Here is a 17,646-nt window from a genome sequence, read left to right as displayed (position 1 = left end):
GCGGTGTTGGAGCGCACCACCAGGCGGGGCGTCACCGTGGTCTGCATGGCCCTGTCCCGTCGGCCCTCCACCCCGTTCGATGAGAATCCTGGCGGCGGCGCAGCCCATGGTGTGGCCCGACTGGTCGACGCTGGTGAGCTGTACGGGGGCCAAGGCGGCGAGGGCCGTGTTGTTGTAGCCGACGAGCGAGAGGTCGTCAGGGATGCGCAGTCCAAGTTCGTGGGCCGCGCGGTAGATGCCCAGGGCGGCGACGTCGGCGCCAGTCATGACCGCGGTCGGCGGGTGCTCGGCCGTCAGCCGGGTCATGCCCGCCTTGAAGCCGCCTTCGTCGGAGTACGCGGCGTGGTGGACCCCCGCGTCCTCCGCGAGGCCGTGCCGTTCCATGGCCTTGAGGTAGCCGTCGGTCAGCACGATCTCCGGCATGCGCTTCCACTGGCCGGCCTTGGTACCCGCGGGCGAGACGAGGGCGATGTCACGGCGTCCGAGCGAGACCAGGTGATCCACCACCAAGTCGGCGCCGAAGTCTTCGGCGTCGACGCGGCCGTGGCCAGCACCTCGGCGCGCGGAGTTCCCGGCGCGATGAGGATCAGGCCGTCCACCTGACGGTCCACCATGGCGCGGATGGTCCTGGCCTGCTCCTCCGGCCCGAATCCGGCCGCGCCGATCAGCACGGTGTACTCGCTCTGGCGGAGCTCTTCGCTGATGCCGTCGAGGACGTCCGCGAAGAACGCGTTGCGGACGTTGTCCAACAGCACACCAATCGTGTACGTCCGGCCGCGCACCCCGCGCGCCGCCGCACGCGGACGGTAGCCCGCGCGGGCCCGCATGGACCTCACCGGGCTCAGTCCCGCCGGAGTGAAGCTCTCCGCCGGGGACCCGGCGCCTCTTCCACTACGAACGGCATGTCCCGATCAGGCCCGAAGGGCGTCGATAGCCCCATGGGGTGGGCCTGACCGGCAGGGAGGCGCGCGGACCTCTCTCGCCCTCCAACCAGTCTGCCGGTTGAGCTGGTTCGGCTGCGCGGCGATGTCGGGCTCCTGCATGGTGGAGCAGTCGATGCATCGCGCTCGGCGCATGCTGTTGGCATGGGAACGTGGGAGGTGTCCATGGACTGGGAGCGCGACGGGTTCGCTTCGCACAAAGGGGCGGTCGGGGTACTGCTCGCTGACGGCAGTGAACCGGGGCCCGCCTACTTCGACACGGGAAGCGGCAGCTACGTCCACGAATCCACGGCCTGGTTCGTGTACGACGGTACCCTGCGGGCCTCTACCGCGACCCGGATGCGCGGGAAGTGCTCCTGCGGATGGCGCGGAGAGAACACCTACCACATCGACTGGGAGGAGGTGTGCCGCGAGGATCCCTACGCATACGACACCTCCGGCCCAAGCAATGACTGGGCGACCCATCTCGACGAGGTCGAAGCCCTCACCGTGCCGTTGCCCGAGGCCGTCACCGAGTTGCTGCGGGAGCTTCGCGCGTACGTGGAGCGTCTGGTCGACGACAGCCCGCTGGCCGCGTTGAAGGTGGTGAACGAACTGGAGACGATCACCGCGTGGATCGGCCCAACGGCCGCTTCGTTCGCCCTGCGTGGAGATGAGCTCCCCTGGTCCCGCATCGCCGAGGGGCTCGGCATGACGGAACCCGACGCCCGCTCCCGCCTCTTCCGTTACGAGCGCCTGTCCTGAACCGGCCCGTTTCGCCATCGTGGAGATCAACGGCAGCACATTCGGCAGCCGCGGACCACCCCACAGTCGACTGTTGTAAGTGCGCTTTCGGCTACCGCCGCGGGAAGGCGGTGCTGAGGTCGCTCACATTCGACTTCCCCGGGGGACGCGCCGTGTCCCTTGGCCCTGGGGCTGGGCGGCCATTCACCAACAAGCCGGTCAGCCGCCCCAAGGACGCCTCCGGCTTCGTCGTGCTGCCCCGCCGGTGGGTCATCGAACGCAGTCTTGCGTGGATGATGCACGCACGCCGCCATGCCCGGGACTACGAACGGCTCGTCCAGCACTCCGAAACCCTGATCACCTGGGCCGCCATCACCCTCATGACCCGGCGCCTGGCCCGCAACGGCGCCACCCCCAGCTGGACAAGGAAACCGGCGCGAGCCGACGCCTGAGTGAATTTGGAGATCCGTGGTCAGGAGGCCGCGTCACTGGATGCTGAAAGTCATTCAGTGAGGGTGGAGGAACGAAGGCCAGCATTCAACATGCGGATTAATTCACCAACCCGTCCACCGCCACCTGGTGCCGCTGGGAAGCGTTTGAGCACGTCTCCGCCGCCCGGCAGCACACCGGGGGTTCGGCACCTGCGGCGACGTCGTATCCATGACGGCTCCTTGCTGTTCGCGGGCCGGGCTCCTGCTGCGCTCGACCCGTCGCCCTACGGTGCGGGCCCGGACCTGTGGACAGAGTCCGGGCATCGGACGGGGGACGGGGTGCTTTCCGTGACATCTGCGACTTGACCGGTAGGGCGGCGGGTTTGAGCGATAGTTGGCGAGCACCCGCTACGGTTTCTGGGTCGGGTTGGCTCCTGCGCTGGGGCGCGCGTGGCGATCTTTCGGAGGAGTCATGGACTTGCTCGCGGTTCTCGATGAGGCCGTCGCCACTCTCAAGGCTCCTTTGGAACAAGAAGACCGCGAACAGGGCTGGACCGATGATCTCCGGAGAGAGTTTCAGGAAGAGATCTCGATCAGCCGTTCAGTGCTTCGTCGCCACGGAGTGGGCATGGTGCGGCATCTGTGTCCGCGCCTTGACGAGTGGATGGCGCGGGAGGGTGTGCGGCCGGGAAGACTCCAGCACCTGGTGTCGGATGTGCAGCGGCGGCTCCTGGAGGCTCACGTCAGAGACGACGGCCAGCAGGCATCGGACCTGGCGGTCCAGGCCGCCGCCAAGGCCCTCGCCGCCGCGGGAACCGCGATCGAAGATGTCGACCTGCTGCTGTTCGCCTCCTCCTGCCAGGACCTTCTCGAACCCGCCACGGCCCATATCGTGGCCGCGAAACTCGGCGCCTCATGCCCCGTGTTCGACGTGAAGAACGCCTGCAACAGCGTCCTCAATGCCCTTCAGATCGCCCGAGCCCTCATCGAGTCGAGCCAGCACCACACCATCCTCATCACCTGCGGAGAAACACCCACCCTCGGCACCCGCTGGCACCTCCCGGACGTGAAGGCCCTCCACGCGGCAGCGGCGGGTTACACCGTCAGCGACGCCGGCGCCGCCCTCCTGTTGAAGCCCGGGCCCGCCGGGGAACAGGACCCCGGCGTCCTCACCACGGTCTTCAGCGCCGATTCCACGGCATGGGAAATCTGTACCGTCCAGGCCGGTGGGTCGATGAACTGGCGCCCCACCGACGACGAGCCGACCTACGTACGGCTCCAAGGCAACCTGTCCACCACCGGGCAGCAGCACGCTTCCCGCGCGCTAGCCGCATACCAGCACGAACTCGAACTCGTAAGAACCAGCAAGTTCATTGCCATCCACCAGATCACCGTGGCCCAGTTCCACCAGACAATCGCCGCACTGGGCCTGCCCGAAGAACGCTGCCTGCTCACCGTCGCCGAACACGGCAACGCGGCCTCGGCCTCCCTGCCCCTCCAACTGACCCTTGCCCAGCAGACCGGCCACGCAGGCCCGGGCGATCTGGTGGCCCTGGTCGGATTCGCCAGCGGCTTCAGCGCCGGCATCACCCTTATCCGTCTCTGACCACCCCTGCACCGGTCGGCTCCTGAGCCGTCGAGCCGGAGTCGGGTGCACGTCATCAACCCGACGAATTTGTCGCGGAGATGAGGTGGTCGATGACGTCGGTGAGACTGGCTCGGCGTTGGTAGGCGGCGCGTTGCCGGTCGGCGCCGCTGCCGGCAGCGCGCAGGCGTGACCAGAGCGTGTTGACCATTTCCGTGTCGCCGTGGTTCTCCAGCGCGGGTTGCAGCCAGGACAGGAGTTGGTCTACCTGGCCGATGGCGGGGGACAGGCCGCCGGTGGACAGGTCGATACCTTGCCCGGCAAGGCCGTCGCGGGCCGCGCGCCAGCAGGCGGCGCGCAGCATTTCCGGCCCGGGCCGGAAAACCGGGTCGCCGGCGGCGATGGCCTGCAGGGCGGTAGCGGTCATCGCCCTGATGAGACCGGCGAGCAGCACGGTCTCACCCGGGGTGGCGGTCGCGTCGGCCACGCGGAATTCCAGCGTGGGCACGTGGTGGGAGGGCCGGATGTCCCAGTACAGGCCGCCGCGGTCCATGACACTGCCGTTGGTGATGAAGCCGGCGACGAGGTCCTCGAAGTGGGAAGGGGACTCGAAGTACGGGGGAGGCCCGGCCACCGGCCACCGGCCCCAGGTCGTCGTACGCCAGCTGGCGTATCCGGTATCACGCCCCGCCCAGAAGGGCGAGTTGCCGGTAAGAGCGATCAGGACCGGGATCCAGGGGCGCAGGCGGTTACTGATCTGCAGCGCGGTGGCGAGGTCGGGAACGCCGACGTGGATATGACATGCGCAGGCACACTGTTCATCGTCCAGGGCACGGAACATTGCGGCACTCAACGTGTAGCGGGGGCCGGCGGTCAGCGGCGGCGGGCAGGCCTGGCCAAGGACCGGGCTGCCGCTGGAGATGACGCGCAGACCCTGACGCGCGGCGGCCCGAACGACCGCCGCCCGCGTGGACCGGACCTGCTCGGCGAACTGGGCAAGGCTGGTGTGCGGGTCGGTACGTACCTCGACCTGGTAGCGCGTCAGCTCCATGCCGACGCGATCGCCGAGTTCACCCGCGGCCTCGGCCACCACCTTTTCCGCCTCCGGGCTCACTGCGCGCGACACAGGGGCGACCAGCAGGAATTCCTCCTCCGCTCCCACCGTCAACGGGACCGGCCTGCCGCGACGGTGCGGCTTCGGCCGTAGCCTGCGAGCAGTCCTTGTGTACCGGCATCCGTACGCCCTGTACTCGTCATGGTCAGCATGCTGTCACGGGCGGTAAGCGTGAGGCAGGACGCAAAGACGACATTCTCTCGACTACGGGGAGCGGCAGGTAAGCGAGCGGACACAGGTACTGATCACCGGGGGCGGCTCGCGGGAACCGCAGCGGCCACGCTGCTGACACAGCAGGGCTTCGACATGACGCTGCTGGCGGGGGAGCGCTTCCCCCGCCACCAGGGAGCGGACATACGGAAAGAAACCCAGGTACGGCACATAACCACGTAACAGGTGACCCTCCCGGCGTTCAGGACGGCGCCCCGCCGGCGACCCGGATGCTGGTGAGGATCTGCTGGGCCCACTGCGCGGGGCTGTGGTCGTCGAGGAGGCGGGCGAGGTGGGCCATGCGGGCGCGGCGTTCGGTGGCGGGCATGGTCAGGGCCTGGTGGAGGTCGCGGGCGAGGTCGTCGTGGGGGGAGTGGGGGTCGGTCACGACGGCTGCGGGGGCGAGCTGGGTGGCGGCCCCGGCGTACCGGGACAGCACGAGGGTGCCGTGCCGGCCGGTCGCGTGCTGGGCGGCGATGTACTCCTTGGCCGTGAGGTTCATGCCGTCGGCCAGGGAGGTAACCCAGAACACGTCCGCGGCGACGTAGTGGTGGACGAGGTCGGCGAAGGGCAGAGATCGGGGGATGTACTGGACCGGCTGCCACCCGGGTGTGGCGTGAGCGGTGTTGAGTTCGGTGATGGCGGTTTCGAGCCGGCTGCGGGTGGTGTCGTAAGCGCGCAGGCCGGGCTCGGGAGGCGGGCAGATGAGGCGGAGGCGTAACCGGCCGCGTAGCTGCGGGTACTGGTCGAACAGTCGCCACAATGCGTGGATCTTTTGGACGGGGGCCTTGGCGTAGTCGAGGCGTTCGACGCAGAGCACCAACATCTCGTCGCTGCCCTCCCTGATCCCGCCCTCAGTTTCGGGCCCCGAGGTGAATGCGGTGTGGTTACGGGCGAGGGTTTCGACCGCTGTCCGGTCGATGCCGAGGGGATGGACGCCGGTGGCGGGAATTCGCGGGGCGCCGGCGAGGGTGTCGTGGAAGTTGTTGGCGAAGGCATCCGTGTGGAAGCCGGCCCAGTTGAGGCAGGCCAAGGAGGCACGGATCTGCCGGGCGACGGGGAGTCGGGCGAAGACGCCGGGAGCGGGGAAAGGGGTGTGGTGGAACAGCCCCACACGCAGGTCCGGGCGCATCGTGTGCAGACGGGCGGGGACGAGCCAGAGGTTGTAGTCGTGCAGCCACACGGTCGCCCCTTGATCGGCGTGGGCGCTGATGTGGTCGGCGAAGGCCGTGTTGACTTTCTCGTAGTCGGCCCAGGCCAACGGGTCGAATCGCATGCGGTCGGGCTGAGACATCAGCACCGGCCACAGGGTTTCTTTGCAGGCGCGGTGGAAGTAGCCGGCCCACCGGCGGGCCGTGATGGGCAGGAACGCCAGGGGGAGACCGGTTCCGTGCCCGGCGGGGCCGGGGCTCGTGTCGCCCACCAGCGCGGTCGCCCACACCGCGTCCAAAGCGGCTCGGGAGCCGGGGACCGCGGGATCGAGGACGCTTCGCAGGGTCGGCAGGATCCCGTTGGGGCTTGAGGGCTGCCTCCAACTGCCACCGGCCCAGCGCACCGGCGGGCGGTGATAGCCGATGACGACCGGACGCGCCCGCTCCACCCAGCCGAGATCACACACCGTCTCCGCGATCGCCGCCGCGCCCACCTCCTCCGGACGCCGCACCGCAGGAAGCTCCGGGACGTGCGCACGCAGGGCCGGTTCGGCGTTGCCCACGATCACGCCGTGTGCGCCGAGGAGGAAGAGGGACAGGTCGTTGAGGGAGTCGCCGGCGACCAGCACCGAGGTCATGGGCCACCGCAGGTTCTCGGCCAGCAGCTCCAGCGCATTTCCTTTGCTCGCGCCCGGCGGCAGCACGTCGAAGTAGCGGCCGGCGGAGTACGTCCACCGGCAGCCCAACTGGGCGACAGCGTCGGTGATCTCTTCGGTGAGCTGCTCGGGCCGCAGGTAGTACGAGCAGCGCCCTTCCTGCCGTACGCCGCTTTGAAACACCAGCTGAGGGAAGCGGTTCAGAGCGTCGCGCACCGAGCTGGTACCGGGCCATCCCGCCCGCAGCCGTTCCTCCAACACGTCAAGGTGACTCATGTCCCTCGTGTCGACGATGCTTGCCCCGACGTCCCCGATGATCCATCTCGGCTGGGGGACGAGCGGGTCACGCCGAAGGATGTCCTGGACGGAAGACAGACCCCGCCCGGTGGCGAACACCACAGTGATCTCGGGGTGCGCCGCCAACACAGCTTGCAGGCGGCCGCGCGCGGCCGCAGACCCACCCAAGAGCGTGCCGTCCAGATCGGTCACCAGCACCCGGCAGACAGGCACGCCCGCCCCGGCTGCCCGCACCCCAGGTGGTGACGCCCCAGCGCTCTGACTGCCGAAAGTCGATGTCATATATCCCCCGATCACTTGAGGCTGGAGCCGCTCTTCGTCACCGAGCCGGGAGAGCGAGGCCTCCCGCCTCTGGGCATACAGCGCAGCGCTGGAGCGAACACGTCGATGCCACTGAGGACTTCCCCCTCCGTCGCGCGTGTCGATGTGGCCGGGATCGTCCTGATAGGAGGAGCTCCGGCCAAGTCGCCCTTGTAGCCCTCTTTATGCCACCGACGCAGGGGTTCCGTGGCGGGCAGCGACAAATGCGGGACGTAGTCAGCCGATGCATACCGTGAAGATAGGTCAGCGGGCCACTCGCCACCGGACAAGCCAGAGCCCACGTCCGAAAACGCCTCCCACAGCGCGGCCCGTCCTGCTCGTGGACGCTTACGGCTTCCCCGCGACGGGGGCTGGCGAAGGCTGTCTGTGACCGTGTTGGTGACCAGGCCGAGATCAGGCCGGGCACCGGCGGAGCTTTTGATCGCTCTGGCTGGATTCTGTGCGTTGCGGCGCGTCTGCCGGCAGGTAAGCATTGACCCTGGCGAGCGAGAACAACCCCTGCACTCAATCGCGTTCTGGCGGAGCGGAAGGGGACCGCATTGATATGGAGGGCACAAAAAAGCAGAGCCTGAAGCCGTCCAGAGGGTGCTCCTCATCAGCCCCAAGACATCGTTCGGGCCCAAGCTGTAGCGCACATACGCGGGCGGCCTCGGAACGGTCAACCCCGGTGCGCGTAACCTGCTGCCGCCCCTGGATCTGCTGCGCATCGCCGGAGTCCTGCGGGCTGCGGGAAGCGTGCCGCACATCGTGGACGAGGAAGTGGACGGAACACTCCCGCCGGTCGCGTACACGCGGGGCGGACGGGCGGAAGCGGACATCGTGATCTGCCAGGTGTCGATGGCGGCGATGCACGAAGACAGCCGCAGGCTGGCCGAGTTCGTTCGCGGCCGGACTGCGCACTTTCGCCTACACCAGCATCCGCAGGCACGCCCAGTGGCAGTAGATCCTCACCACCAGCGGCTGCACAGCCCTGCTCCTGCCCGAGGCAATCCCCGCCCTGGGGCGCCTGGTGGGGCCCGGCGCCACCGGCGACAGCCGTAGCCCCAGGCTGATCACCGACACGACTGCCGCGACCTGTCCCGCCTGCCCCAGGTCTATGGCGATCTTGCCGGCGAACCACTGCCAGCACGCGAGAGGGCGGAATGAATGCCTTAGGCTCGGCAGGTCCGGCGAACTCTCCGACCGTCACCGACGCCCAGTTCGCCGTGCTTGAGGAGGAACTGGGCAAAGGCCCGACAGCGCACGGATACGAGGATGAGCGATGGACTCTGGCCCGGGTCCAGATGCTGTCCACCGCCGTCTGCGTGTGAGGGTGTCGGTGGCGACGGTGTGGCGGCTGCTGAAACGGCACGGCTGGTCCTGGCAGGGTTCGGCTGGTTCCTTTGATCGAGCAGGACCTGGAATGCCTCACGAGCATGTGATGCTGCCGAGGAGCTCGCCGGACGCGTGTCCGGGGTAGCGGCTCCCGCGTTGGCGAGGCCCCGCGGCATCAGGATCGAGCACGGCAGCGGGGTGATGTACTGCCGCACTCGCGTGACCCGCCCTGGTGAATCGGGCGGTACGCCGTAGCGGATGAGGCAGTCCTCCCGCTCCAGTTCCAGGCCCTCATGCCGGTAGGTGCCGCACAGACGCACCCGCCACCGGGTCGCCCTCGCGCCCCGCCCCCAAGCGCCGTGCTGACGAAGCAAGGAATCCGGACGCACTCGCCCACAGCGCAGCGAACACTCCGCCAGCCACCAGGTGCAGACGGCGGGACACAAGACGACATGCGGTGACCGGAGAACGTGTTTCCATGCGACAGTCATCGGCCGACCGGCGCTCGTCCGTGAGCCTCTGTCAAGGCCAAGCGGTGCGCGTGGCGGACAGAGGAGATCGACGATGGCGTCGCCCTGGTCACAGCATCGCGAAGCGTGATGCCGCTGCTTGCCGTTCGGTACTCCAACTCACCAGCTCGCAAAGCCTTCTTCTGTTGGTGCACCCACCTGCCCAGCGGAAGGTTCTTCGTCACCCCTACTTCGACCTCAACGTCGTAGGGCTCGGCGTGCAGGCCGGTGATCTCCTTCTCCGCCCGCCCCCGGAGCAGGGCCTGGTAGCTCTCCACCCGCACCAGCAACTCTGGCCGGTACATCCGCTCCGCAGGAACGCCGTGATGATCGCCGCGTCCCGCGGACTGGAGAAGTGCAGCAGTGCTGCTTCGGCAGCGGCCTGCGTGTCGTCCTGCTCCTGGTCCTCGCCCTCACCCTTGCCGTCGGCGCCGACGATCCGGCCGTCCTCGTCACGCTGGACGTGCACCCGCCGCTCGTGCTGGCCACGGGACAGGGGGCGGGAAGCGAGCTGCTTGACCAGGCGCTCGTCGTGCGAGCGCAAGCCCTGGAGCACGGCTACAAGGGGGCACGGCATCACGCACCTCGCGCTGAACCAGTGGCGGGACAACCGGGCACCCAAACTGCTGTACTGGCCCGTCCTCGCTTCCTCCTGTGCTCCATCACCGCCCTCACGTTTCTGTTGTGAGACATGACGTTTCCACCGGAAGGGCACGCAGCACGGCGCGGTACGGCCTCGCTCGAAAGAGTGGTCGCGGCGAGGCGAACGCCGTCACTGGGGCAACGAGCGGCTCCTGCCGTGAATCATGTGCGTCACGCGCCTGGTGAGCGTTGCCTGTTCCACCCTTCGGCCGGGACGGCACACGCGCTTACTGACGTGACAGGCCACATGCGCGTGACTGCCCCAACCCTGCGTCGACTCGACACAGGGCGGCCTCCATGCGCTGGCCCCCCACGGCAGATGGCGTAGGCAGTCGCACAGGACTCGAACCGGGGAGGAACCCATGGACCGTCGTACGTTTCAGCGAGGGCTCATCGCGCTCGGCGCCGCAGCAGGAGCCGGTCTCCCGTTCGGCCCGGCCCCCGCGTTGGCCACGCCGACGCGCCCCGCACCCGACCGCCCCACGGGGGAGTCGCTCCGGCACCGGTCGCTCACCGAGTACGCACTGCCCGAAGCCGAGCAAACCCACGAACCGCTGAAAGTCCCCGGCGCCCCGCTGCTGCTCGTCACCCAGTGGTATCCCAGCCGCCTGCTCAAGCTCGCACTGGACCCGCGCACCGAACAGGTCACCGGGCTGGCACAGTTCCCGCTGGGAGAAGACACGGACCTGCCGCACGGCCTGGCCGCCTCCACCCGCTATCCCGGCCGGATCTGAGCCACGCTGGAAGGAGGGCACCATCTGCTGCTGCTGGACCCGGCCGCCCACTCGCTGAAGGCAGCGCCACGGGTGCTGCGCAGTATCCCGATCCCCGACGGGGGAAAGGGCCCCCACTATGTAGGGGAGTACGGGGACCTGCTGTGGGTCAGCCTCAAGGGCAGCAACCAGGTGCTGGCCATCGACCACCGCCACCCTGAACGCCACTGGTTCTTCGACGCCCGATCCCAGCCGGTCTTCGTCGGCCGGCATCCGGTGAGCGGGGAGTTCTACGCCAGCCAGGACAAGGCAAGTTCCCTGCTGCGCATCCCCTCCCCGTCCGGCCGCACGACGCAGATCGCCGTCCCGGCGAAACACGGCTCCACCCCGGTCGGAGTGATCGCCGGTCTGGGCGCACTGTGGGTGGCGCTGCTCGGCACCGAGCGCGGAGGCACGGGCACCTTCGGCCGAATCGACGAGCACGGGCGGATCAGCTGGTACCGCCTGTCCTCTCCCATGGCACGCTCGGCCGGCCTGCTGCACATCGCCTTCGACCCTCCTCGGCCCGGCCGCCACCCGGGCTTGTGGCTTCTGGGCTCATCCATCATCAGCGATCGCGTCCTGGACCTCATCGTGCGCGTGGAACTGGACCGCTCACACCGGCGGATCATCTCCGAGGAGGCGGTGGCGCTGCCCACCCAGCTGTCCAAGGCCCACCGCCTGTTGGTAACGTCCCGCAGCGTCTTCGCCACCGAGATGCATACCTCGACGCTCGCCCAACTGGCAGTCCCTCCAGGCCACCACTGATATGCCAACGAGGTGACGCCTTGCGCCACTGGCCGATGCGGATATCGCCGGACCGGCCAGTTCGAGAGACCATTCGACCAGCTCGGCGACCAGACGAGACTTGCTCCAGTCCCGCCTCGGTCCACTGGGCGAGGGGCACGCGCAGGGGTAGGCCGGGGAGCGAGGCGAGCGGCGCGGTGGTGGTCTTTGGCATGACAGCGTCTCACCCGGCTCCTGCGGGTGCCGACGGCACCCGCAGGAGCCGGGGAGAGCACGCTGCTTTCACTGCGACAGGACTGGGCTTTCCCGCCCGCTGTCGCAACCGGTGGCCGGGCAAGCTCTCCCGCGGGGCGGCTTGCCCAAACTGCCCTGGCTTGCCCGGCATCGGCCGGCCGCGTCGTCTACTTGGTGGTGGCGGGTCAGGACTGAGCCCGCACCTGCTCCCGCGACAGGTGCATGCCGTACTCGGCCAGCTTCGGCACCAGATCGGTGGTCTGGAACATGTTTCTCGTGATCATCAGCCGGCGCAGGTTCCACCGGAAACCCATCTGCTTCCTCGTCGGCGTGGATCCAGCGCTCGGATAGTCCCCGGCACCACCAGGCGCATCGCACCCGGCGCATTGACTCCATCCACGGCCGCTCCCGCAGTTGCATGAGACGCAACCTTGTGGCGTCGAATCGATGTCGGCCGAGGACAAAGCCCTTTCCGTCACCTGAATGGGGGACCCGCCCGCGGCGCTCGACCAGGTCAGAGCCCGTCACCTCGGCAGGCGGAATGATGCGGCCGATGCAACTCCGCCTACTTGGAATCCCACGATTGGGCGAGCGGCACCCTGTGGTTGATTTCCAGGCCGCCCCGAAGGCGGCAGCTCTCTCGCCATCGCCTCCGACAACGCCGGCGGCTCCGTGGGCGTCTGTGCCACGCAGCGTCAAACCGATTGGTGATACATGCAATGGATCACTGGGAGGACTCTCCGATAACGTCAGGGCATGAGTCATCCGCATCCAGAATTGAAGCCCGCCCCGCCGCTGCCCGAAGGGGGGCTGAGGGTCGTCGCTCTGGGCGGCCTGGGCGAGATCGGCCGCAATATGACCGTTTTCGAGTACGCCGGCAAGCTTCTGATCGTCGACTGCGGCGTCCTCTTCCCCGAGGAGACCCAGCCGGGCGTAGATGTGATCCTGCCGGACTTCACCTCGATCCGGGACCGCCTGGACGACGTCGTGGCCGTGGTGCTCACCCATGGGCACGAGGACCACATCGGCGGTGTGCCGTATCTGCTGCGCGAGCGCAGGGACATTCCCGTCGTCGGCTCGAAGCTGACGCTGGCCTTCCTGGAGGCCAAGCTCAAAGAGCACAACATCAAGCCGCGTACGGTGCGCGTACGGGAGGGCGACCGGCGAAGCTTTGGCCCCTTCGAGTGCGAGTTCGTGGCGGTCAACCACTCCATTCCCGACAGTCTCGCGGTCGCGATCCGTACCGGCGCCGGCCTGGTACTGCACACCGGCGACTTCAAGATGGACCAGTTCCCCCTGGACGACCGCATCACCGACCTGAGGGCCTTCGCCCGGCTCGGCGAGGAGGGTGTCGACCTCTTCCTCGTCGACTCGACCAACGCCGAGGTCCCCGGCTTCACCACCTCCGAGCGCGAGCTGAACCCCGCGATTGAGCAGGTCATGCGCACCTCCCCGAAGCGGGTCATCGTCTCCAGCTTCGCCAGCCATGTGCACCGCATCCAGCAGGTCCTGGACGCCGCGCACCAGCACGGCCGCAAGGTCGCCTTCGTGGGCCGCTCGATGGTCCGCAACATGGGCATCGCTCGCGAGCTGGGCTACCTGAGGGTGCCGTCCGGTCTGGTCGTCGGCATTAAGGAGCTGGAGAAGCTCCCCGACCACCAGATCACGCTGGTCTGCACTGGCTCCCAGGGCGAACCGATGGCGGCCCTGTCTCGTATGGCCAACCGCGACCACCAGATCCGTATCGGCAAGGGCGACACCGTCCTGCTGGCCAGCTCGCTCATCCCCGGCAACGAGAGCGCCATCTACCGGGTGATCAACGGACTGACCCGGTGGGGCGCGAACGTGGTCCACAAGGGCAATGCCAAGGTGCACGTCTCGGGCCACGCCAGCGCCGGGGAGCTCGTCTACTGCTACAACATCGTCAAGCCGCGCAACGTCATGCCGGTGCACGGCGAGTGGAAGCACCTGCGCGCCAACGCCGACTTGGCCATCCGTACCGGAGTCGAACCGGAGTGCGTCGTCATCGCGGAGGACGGTGTCGTCGTCGACCTCGTCGACGGCCGTGCGAAGATCACCGGCAAGGTGCCCGCGGGATACGTCTACGTGGACGGCATGGAGGTCGGCGGCGCCACCGAGGCGTCCCTCAAGGACCGCCTCACTCTCGCGGCGGAAGGCGTGCTCACCGTCGTCGCGATCGTCGACGCCGACACGGGCGCCCTGGCGGAGGCCCCGGACTTCCTGGCCCGCGGGTTCGTCCACGACGAGAAGACCTTCGAACTGGTCGTCCCGGTGATCGAGAAGACACTGGCCACCGCGGCCGAGGAAGGCGTCGGAGACGCGCATCAGCTGGAGCAGCTGATCGCACGTGCCGTGGCCGCCTGGGCGTTCAGGACGTACCGCCGCAAGCCGCTCATCATCCCCGTCATCATCGACGCCTGAGGCAGAGCCGGGCCGAGCCCCCCGAGAGTTGCCGACCGGCGGCCGGGACAGAGACGAGGAGCACCGATGAGCGCGCGCTTCAAGGAAATCGACTGGCGACCGACACCGCTGGGAGACATCAGCTTGCGGCGCCGCAGGTATCCGGGGTCGGACGACGATGTGTACGAGGTGAAGCTCGGGGACGAGTTCCTGATGTCCAGCCTCTTCACCGCCGGAGAGGTCGCTCTTTCAGACCTGGGGCTGGCTCCGCTGTCCGGTGCCGAGCTCGATGTCGCGGTGGGCGGGCTCGGCCTCGGGTACACCGCCGGGGCTGCTCTGGAAGACCCCCGGGTGCGCTCCCTGATCGTGGTGGAAGCGCTCGGCGAGGTCATCGACTGGCACGAGCGCCATCTGGTACCCCTCGGCGCACGCCTGACCGGCGATCCCCGCTGCCGCATGGTGCGGGCCGACTTCTTCGAGGCGGCCGGCAGCGCGGCCGGACTGGACCCGCGGTCACCGGGACGCCGCTTCCACGCGATCCTGCTGGACATCGACCATTCCCCGCGCCATGTACTCAACCCCCGCCACGCCGCTCTCTACCGTCCGCAAGGGCTTCGCGCCCTCACCGAGCACCTCCACTCCGACGGTGTCTTCGCCCTGTGGTCCAACGACCCACCGGACCAACAGTTCACCGCCGCACTCGCCGACGTCTTCGAGGCGGCCGAAGCCCTCGTCGTCGACTTCGACAACCCGCTTCAGGGTGGCATCGCAACCAACACCGTCTATGTGGCGCGCAAGAAGTAACCGCACGCCTGCGCCCGTAACGCCACCCCACCGCCGCATCATGCGCACGCACGAAACCGAATCCACCGCTCTCCCCCTCTGGTGCGAGGGCGATCTCTTCGGTAAGGAAGAGCAGTGACTTGTCGATGACATACGGGCACGGGAGGCCTCAAGGTGCGTGGAACTCCCGTCTCGCAGCGGAAGTTCAGGAGCGACGAGTTTTGGCTCGGGTGTCTGTTCATCGCCGGGATCAACGTGGCCTCGCTCTGGTTCACAGCGCAGCAGGGCAAGCTAGAAACCATCCCGCTGCTCGAGCGATCGCTCGTGAACGGGGGGATAGCGACCGTGATCACCGGAGTATTCGTCGTACTTGCTGGCACCCAGGCCCGTCTGGAGCCCGAAGCGCTGCTTCTCAAGAACCATCTGACAGTGACCGTCGTGCCCTTTGCGCTGATTCGGCGGCTGACCACGCACGACGGTCTGCGCGTCGAACTGAAAGATGGCAGTGCAGTAGCCGGCCGCGTAGTGCCACGCTCCAACGGCGGCCGGTGGTCCGGATACCGGACCGCCAAGCGGATCCGCAGGGCGGTACAGCCCTACCTGACACCCGCCGACCCTGCACCCGACGGCCTCCAAGTCCTCCACCAGCGCCGGATCCCCATTCGCTGGCTACCGCTCACCGTATGCCTGCACGCCAGCTGGTACCTGCTGCTACGGCACGTCTTTGTCGCAAGGTAAGCGCCTGTCTCCGCGCCTGGTGAGCCGTGCCGGCCTCATGACGCGTAAGCGGTGGGGCATAGCGGCCATGGCCTGGGGCATGGCGAGCACCCAGTCGTTTGAGTTTCCTCGCCGATGAGGCGGCGGGCCATCAGATCGGTCATGGTGGCTGCGTAGGTGTAACCCGAGAACACTTGTCGGTGGGTTTGAGGATCAGTCGTTGTTGTGCCGGGCTCAGATGTTGCTGAGAAATAGCAGCACCCGAGTCGGCCAGGCGGTCATCGTTCGAGACCGGGGTCTGCGGTGCCCAGCTGGACAACTGGGTACGACCGGATCGGAACGGAATGAACGCCAGGCTTCGCCGTAGGTCAGGCTCGGTGGCACAGAAGGAGTCATGACGCCTCCAATATGTTTGTCCCATGGCGGTATCGAGCACCTTTGCGCATCCCCGTTGGGGACTCCAGTTCCACTGGTGGGCGGTAGATCCGTTCGGCCGAGTCGGGTTGTTCTACTCCGCGTTCGGCCCGGTGCCCTCGGCGGCAAACGCCCATGAACAGACCCTGGACGAGGCGACGGCCTGGGCCAGGACGCGGCACCCGGAGTGGTTCGATGCGGGGTGCGTGGAGGATGACTGTCCTCAGCACTGCATCGTCGAGGTGGCATGGGCGCCGTATCTGTTCACCTGGGACGAGGAGCACGACGATCGCTACACGGGATACGGCGTGCCAACGCAGCCGCTTCTGGTGTCCGAGCTGCCTGCGGCACCGGCTGCTGCCGTGCGGCTTGTCGAGGTCGACTTTTCCTTCGACCAGGCCGCGCGGATCGACCTGGGATACCCCACAGGCCGAGAGGTCATCTCGGCCTCGGCGCTCACCCCCTGGACATCCTGCCAACGGCACCCGGATGGGCGGGAGCCGCACACCGCAGGAGAGCTTGGTGGCTCGTAGAGTTGTGAACCTGCTGCGCAGTTGGCCGGGGGATTGGTGCCGGTCTCGATGAGCTCGTTGACCAGCTTCGTCGCCAGGACGTACTTGACCCTGTAGCCGGCCCGTCTCGAACGGCTCGTCCGGCAGCGGGTCCAGCAGTGGCTGCTCGGCTGTTAAGTACTCGCCGATTGTGCGGGGCCGGGACCGGATCCGCCGGGCGTCATCGGCCTCGTCCCACCGCTCGATCATCGCGTTGAGCTAGGTTCATGTCGGCGAAGGCACCGTTGTACATGTCCCGGGTGGTGAGCGGTTCAGGCCTGGGTCGTACTCGCGGAAACCCATATCGTAAGTGCCGGACGCCGAGTCCCACCGCTTGGCGTTGAAGCGGTACGGGTTGTAGGCCTCCTTCTCCGGATCAGCCGTATCCGGCTTGTCAATGCCGGTGAATGTCACCGGTATTAGAGGTCAGGGTCTCGACGTGGGTGTGGCCGTTGTACCGCAGGGCCGCCTCTGTGAGAGGTTCGCCGCAAGTGAACTCTCATGAGGTGTAAGGGATTTGAGCCCGCGCAAGTCGCATGCCTACAGACCGCTGAGCATGAAACGCCGAGCATGACTGACCGTCGGCGCGGTCGTACTCGGTGGTGCAGGGGCGGTAACCGTCGCCATCGCCAATCCCGACGCGGACCCGGCGCAGGACGGACTGAAGCCGCGCAAGGCCGAGGTGCGCTCCCTCGCGTTCAAGGGGACCGGCGCCGAGAAGCGCGAGCTGCCGCGCATCGGCACCGACTGGGCTCCACCGGTACCGCTCGTGGCGCAGCGCGTCGATTCGGTCCACCGGCTGTGCCGACGCGTCAGCCCCGGGACCTGTTCGGCGAACGTCCGCCGGTCGCACAAAGAATCCACGCAGGTGAACCGACGGACGTGCAGGCACAGACAACACGGCGCCCCGTGCTCGGCAATCCGCAGGAAACCGCAGATAGGAACCGTGCATCCGGCTCGACCAAGCTCCACAGCATTCACCGACACCACGCCAACCTCTGGAGCCGAGAGGAACAGCAACTCCTCCAGGCGGAGCAAGACCTCGTTCACAGTCGAGAACTGTCAGCCACGACAGGAGTGCCCACGGCTGTTTTCGGGCGACCTCCCAGGAGCCGTCATCAAAATCAATCGTC

At 67.7% G+C, this 17,646-nt stretch carries 14 protein-coding genes and 4 pseudogenes; 11 read left to right on the top strand and 7 right to left on the bottom strand.

Annotated features, from left to right (window positions below; all coding sequences use genetic code 11):
• Positions 1 to 120: 120 nt before the first annotated feature.
• Positions 121 to 504 (bottom strand): annotated as a pseudogene (locus tag J7E96_RS37180) (substrate-binding domain-containing protein); the annotation flags it as partial.
• Positions 405 to 827 carry a hypothetical protein gene (locus J7E96_RS37175; RefSeq protein WP_251069558.1) on the bottom strand — a complete coding sequence of 141 codons (423 nt, stop codon included), beginning with the start codon at positions 825 to 827 and terminating at the stop codon, positions 405 to 407. The gene J7E96_RS37175 and the pseudogene J7E96_RS37180, both read right to left, overlap by 100 nt.
• 258 nt (positions 828 to 1,085) lie before the next feature.
• On the opposite strand from J7E96_RS37175, the gene J7E96_RS08795 reads away from it, so the two are divergent.
• The 3 genes and pseudogenes from J7E96_RS08795 to J7E96_RS08785 all read left to right on the top strand — a co-directional run bounded on the left by J7E96_RS08795 (position 1,086) and on the right by J7E96_RS08785 (position 3,701).
• Positions 1,086 to 1,685, top strand: coding sequence for a hypothetical protein (locus J7E96_RS08795; protein WP_215129174.1), 600 nt, complete (start codon positions 1,086 to 1,088; stop codon positions 1,683 to 1,685).
• Positions 1,686 to 1,870: 185 nt separating this feature from the next.
• A pseudogene (locus J7E96_RS08790) lies at positions 1,871 to 2,116 on the top strand (transposase); the annotation flags it as partial.
• A gap of 607 nt (positions 2,117 to 2,723) precedes the next feature.
• A complete protein-coding gene (locus tag J7E96_RS08785; RefSeq protein WP_251069557.1) occupies positions 2,724 to 3,701 on the top strand; it encodes a 3-oxoacyl-ACP synthase III family protein in 978 nt (325 codons plus the stop codon).
• A 55-nt stretch (positions 3,702 to 3,756) separates the two neighbouring features.
• On the opposite strand, the gene J7E96_RS08780 is transcribed toward J7E96_RS08785, so the two are convergent.
• Both J7E96_RS08780 and J7E96_RS08775 read right to left on the bottom strand, forming a co-directional pair.
• Positions 3,757 to 4,842, bottom strand: coding sequence for a glutamate--cysteine ligase (locus J7E96_RS08780; protein WP_308295888.1), 1,086 nt, complete (start codon positions 4,840 to 4,842; stop codon positions 3,757 to 3,759).
• Positions 4,843 to 5,206: 364 nt separating this feature from the next.
• Entirely contained in the window at positions 5,207 to 7,321 is a 2,115-nt protein-coding gene (locus J7E96_RS08775) for an HAD-IIB family hydrolase (RefSeq protein ID WP_308295881.1), read from the bottom strand.
• 1,250 nt (positions 7,322 to 8,571) lie between these two features.
• Between J7E96_RS08775 and J7E96_RS08770 the strand changes: the two genes are divergently transcribed.
• Together J7E96_RS08770 and J7E96_RS38705 are read left to right on the top strand one after the other, a co-directional pair.
• Entirely contained in the window at positions 8,572 to 8,739 is a 168-nt protein-coding gene (locus J7E96_RS08770; protein WP_215129166.1) for a hypothetical protein, read from the top strand.
• Positions 8,691 to 8,888, top strand: a complete 198-nt coding sequence (locus tag J7E96_RS38705) for a winged helix-turn-helix domain-containing protein (protein WP_374196646.1) — start codon at positions 8,691 to 8,693, stop codon at positions 8,886 to 8,888. The genes J7E96_RS08770 and J7E96_RS38705 overlap by 49 nt, the downstream gene beginning before the upstream one ends.
• Before the next feature lie 471 nt (positions 8,889 to 9,359).
• On the opposite strand, the pseudogene J7E96_RS37170 reads toward J7E96_RS38705, so the two are convergent.
• A pseudogene (locus J7E96_RS37170) lies at positions 9,360 to 9,820 on the bottom strand (helicase); the annotation flags it as partial.
• Between the two features lie 436 nt (positions 9,821 to 10,256).
• Between J7E96_RS37170 and J7E96_RS08755 the strand changes: the two are divergent.
• Both J7E96_RS08755 and J7E96_RS08750 read left to right on the top strand, forming a co-directional pair.
• Positions 10,257 to 10,628, top strand: coding sequence for a hypothetical protein (locus J7E96_RS08755; protein ID WP_215129160.1), 372 nt, complete (start codon positions 10,257 to 10,259; stop codon positions 10,626 to 10,628).
• 72 nt (positions 10,629 to 10,700) lie between these two features.
• The gene (locus J7E96_RS08750) at positions 10,701 to 11,414 is read left to right on the top strand and encodes a hypothetical protein (RefSeq protein WP_215129158.1); all 714 of its coding nucleotides are present in this window, start codon (positions 10,701 to 10,703) and stop codon (positions 11,412 to 11,414) included.
• A gap of 398 nt (positions 11,415 to 11,812) precedes the next feature.
• Here J7E96_RS08750 and J7E96_RS08745 read toward each other — a convergent pair whose 3' ends face one another.
• Complete coding sequence (locus tag J7E96_RS08745) at positions 11,813 to 11,941, bottom strand: hypothetical protein (protein WP_374196645.1); 129 nt, start codon at positions 11,939 to 11,941, stop codon at positions 11,813 to 11,815.
• A 442-nt stretch (positions 11,942 to 12,383) separates the two neighbouring features.
• Between J7E96_RS08745 and J7E96_RS08740 the strand changes: the two genes are divergently transcribed.
• The 4 genes from J7E96_RS08740 to J7E96_RS08725 all read left to right on the top strand — a co-directional run bounded on the left by J7E96_RS08740 (position 12,384) and on the right by J7E96_RS08725 (position 16,495).
• A complete protein-coding gene (locus tag J7E96_RS08740) occupies positions 12,384 to 14,069 on the top strand; it encodes a ribonuclease J (RefSeq protein WP_215129156.1) in 1,686 nt (561 codons plus the stop codon).
• 66 nt (positions 14,070 to 14,135) lie between these two features.
• Complete coding sequence (locus J7E96_RS08735) at positions 14,136 to 14,852, top strand: spermidine synthase (RefSeq protein ID WP_215129154.1); 717 nt, start codon at positions 14,136 to 14,138, stop codon at positions 14,850 to 14,852.
• A 153-nt stretch (positions 14,853 to 15,005) separates the two neighbouring features.
• Positions 15,006 to 15,569, top strand: a complete 564-nt coding sequence (locus J7E96_RS08730) for a hypothetical protein (RefSeq protein WP_215129152.1) — start codon at positions 15,006 to 15,008, stop codon at positions 15,567 to 15,569.
• Between the two features lie 398 nt (positions 15,570 to 15,967).
• Positions 15,968 to 16,495, top strand: coding sequence for a hypothetical protein (locus J7E96_RS08725; protein ID WP_215129150.1), 528 nt, complete (start codon positions 15,968 to 15,970; stop codon positions 16,493 to 16,495).
• A gap of 238 nt (positions 16,496 to 16,733) precedes the next feature.
• Here J7E96_RS08725 and J7E96_RS38700 read toward each other — a convergent pair.
• Positions 16,734 to 16,970, bottom strand: a pseudogene (locus tag J7E96_RS38700) (RHS repeat-associated core domain-containing protein); the annotation flags it as partial.
• Positions 16,971 to 17,646: the final 676 nt, after the last annotated feature.

The sequence above is a fragment of the Streptomyces sp. ISL-96 genome, assembly GCF_018614035.1.
Classification (GTDB): Bacteria; Actinomycetota; Actinomycetes; order Streptomycetales; family Streptomycetaceae; genus Streptomyces.
Note: the sequence above shows the minus strand (reverse complement) of the source record. Positions and strands in the feature narration are given on the sequence as shown.

What these genes read in the sequence shown, in the direction of transcription:
- J7E96_RS37175 (WP_251069558.1), bottom strand. Translation starts at nt 827, where the DNA reads ATGCGGGCCCGCGCGGGCTACCGTCCGCGTGCGGCGGCGCGCGGGGTG.
- J7E96_RS08795 (WP_215129174.1), top strand. Translation starts at nt 1,086, where the DNA reads ATGGGAACGTGGGAGGTGTCCATGGACTGGGAGCGCGACGGGTTCGCT.
- J7E96_RS08785 (WP_251069557.1), top strand. Translation starts at nt 2,724, where the DNA reads ATGGTGCGGCATCTGTGTCCGCGCCTTGACGAGTGGATGGCGCGGGAG.
- J7E96_RS08770 (WP_215129166.1), top strand. Translation starts at nt 8,572, where the DNA reads ATGAATGCCTTAGGCTCGGCAGGTCCGGCGAACTCTCCGACCGTCACC.
- J7E96_RS38705 (WP_374196646.1), top strand. Translation starts at nt 8,691, where the DNA reads ATGGACTCTGGCCCGGGTCCAGATGCTGTCCACCGCCGTCTGCGTGTG.
- J7E96_RS08755 (WP_215129160.1), top strand. Translation starts at nt 10,257, where the DNA reads ATGGACCGTCGTACGTTTCAGCGAGGGCTCATCGCGCTCGGCGCCGCA.
- J7E96_RS08745 (WP_374196645.1), bottom strand. Translation starts at nt 11,941, where the DNA reads ATGGGTTTCCGGTGGAACCTGCGCCGGCTGATGATCACGAGAAACATG.
- J7E96_RS08740 (WP_215129156.1), top strand. Translation starts at nt 12,384, where the DNA reads ATGAGTCATCCGCATCCAGAATTGAAGCCCGCCCCGCCGCTGCCCGAA.
- J7E96_RS08735 (WP_215129154.1), top strand. Translation starts at nt 14,136, where the DNA reads ATGAGCGCGCGCTTCAAGGAAATCGACTGGCGACCGACACCGCTGGGA.
- J7E96_RS08725 (WP_215129150.1), top strand. Translation starts at nt 15,968, where the DNA reads ATGGCGGTATCGAGCACCTTTGCGCATCCCCGTTGGGGACTCCAGTTC.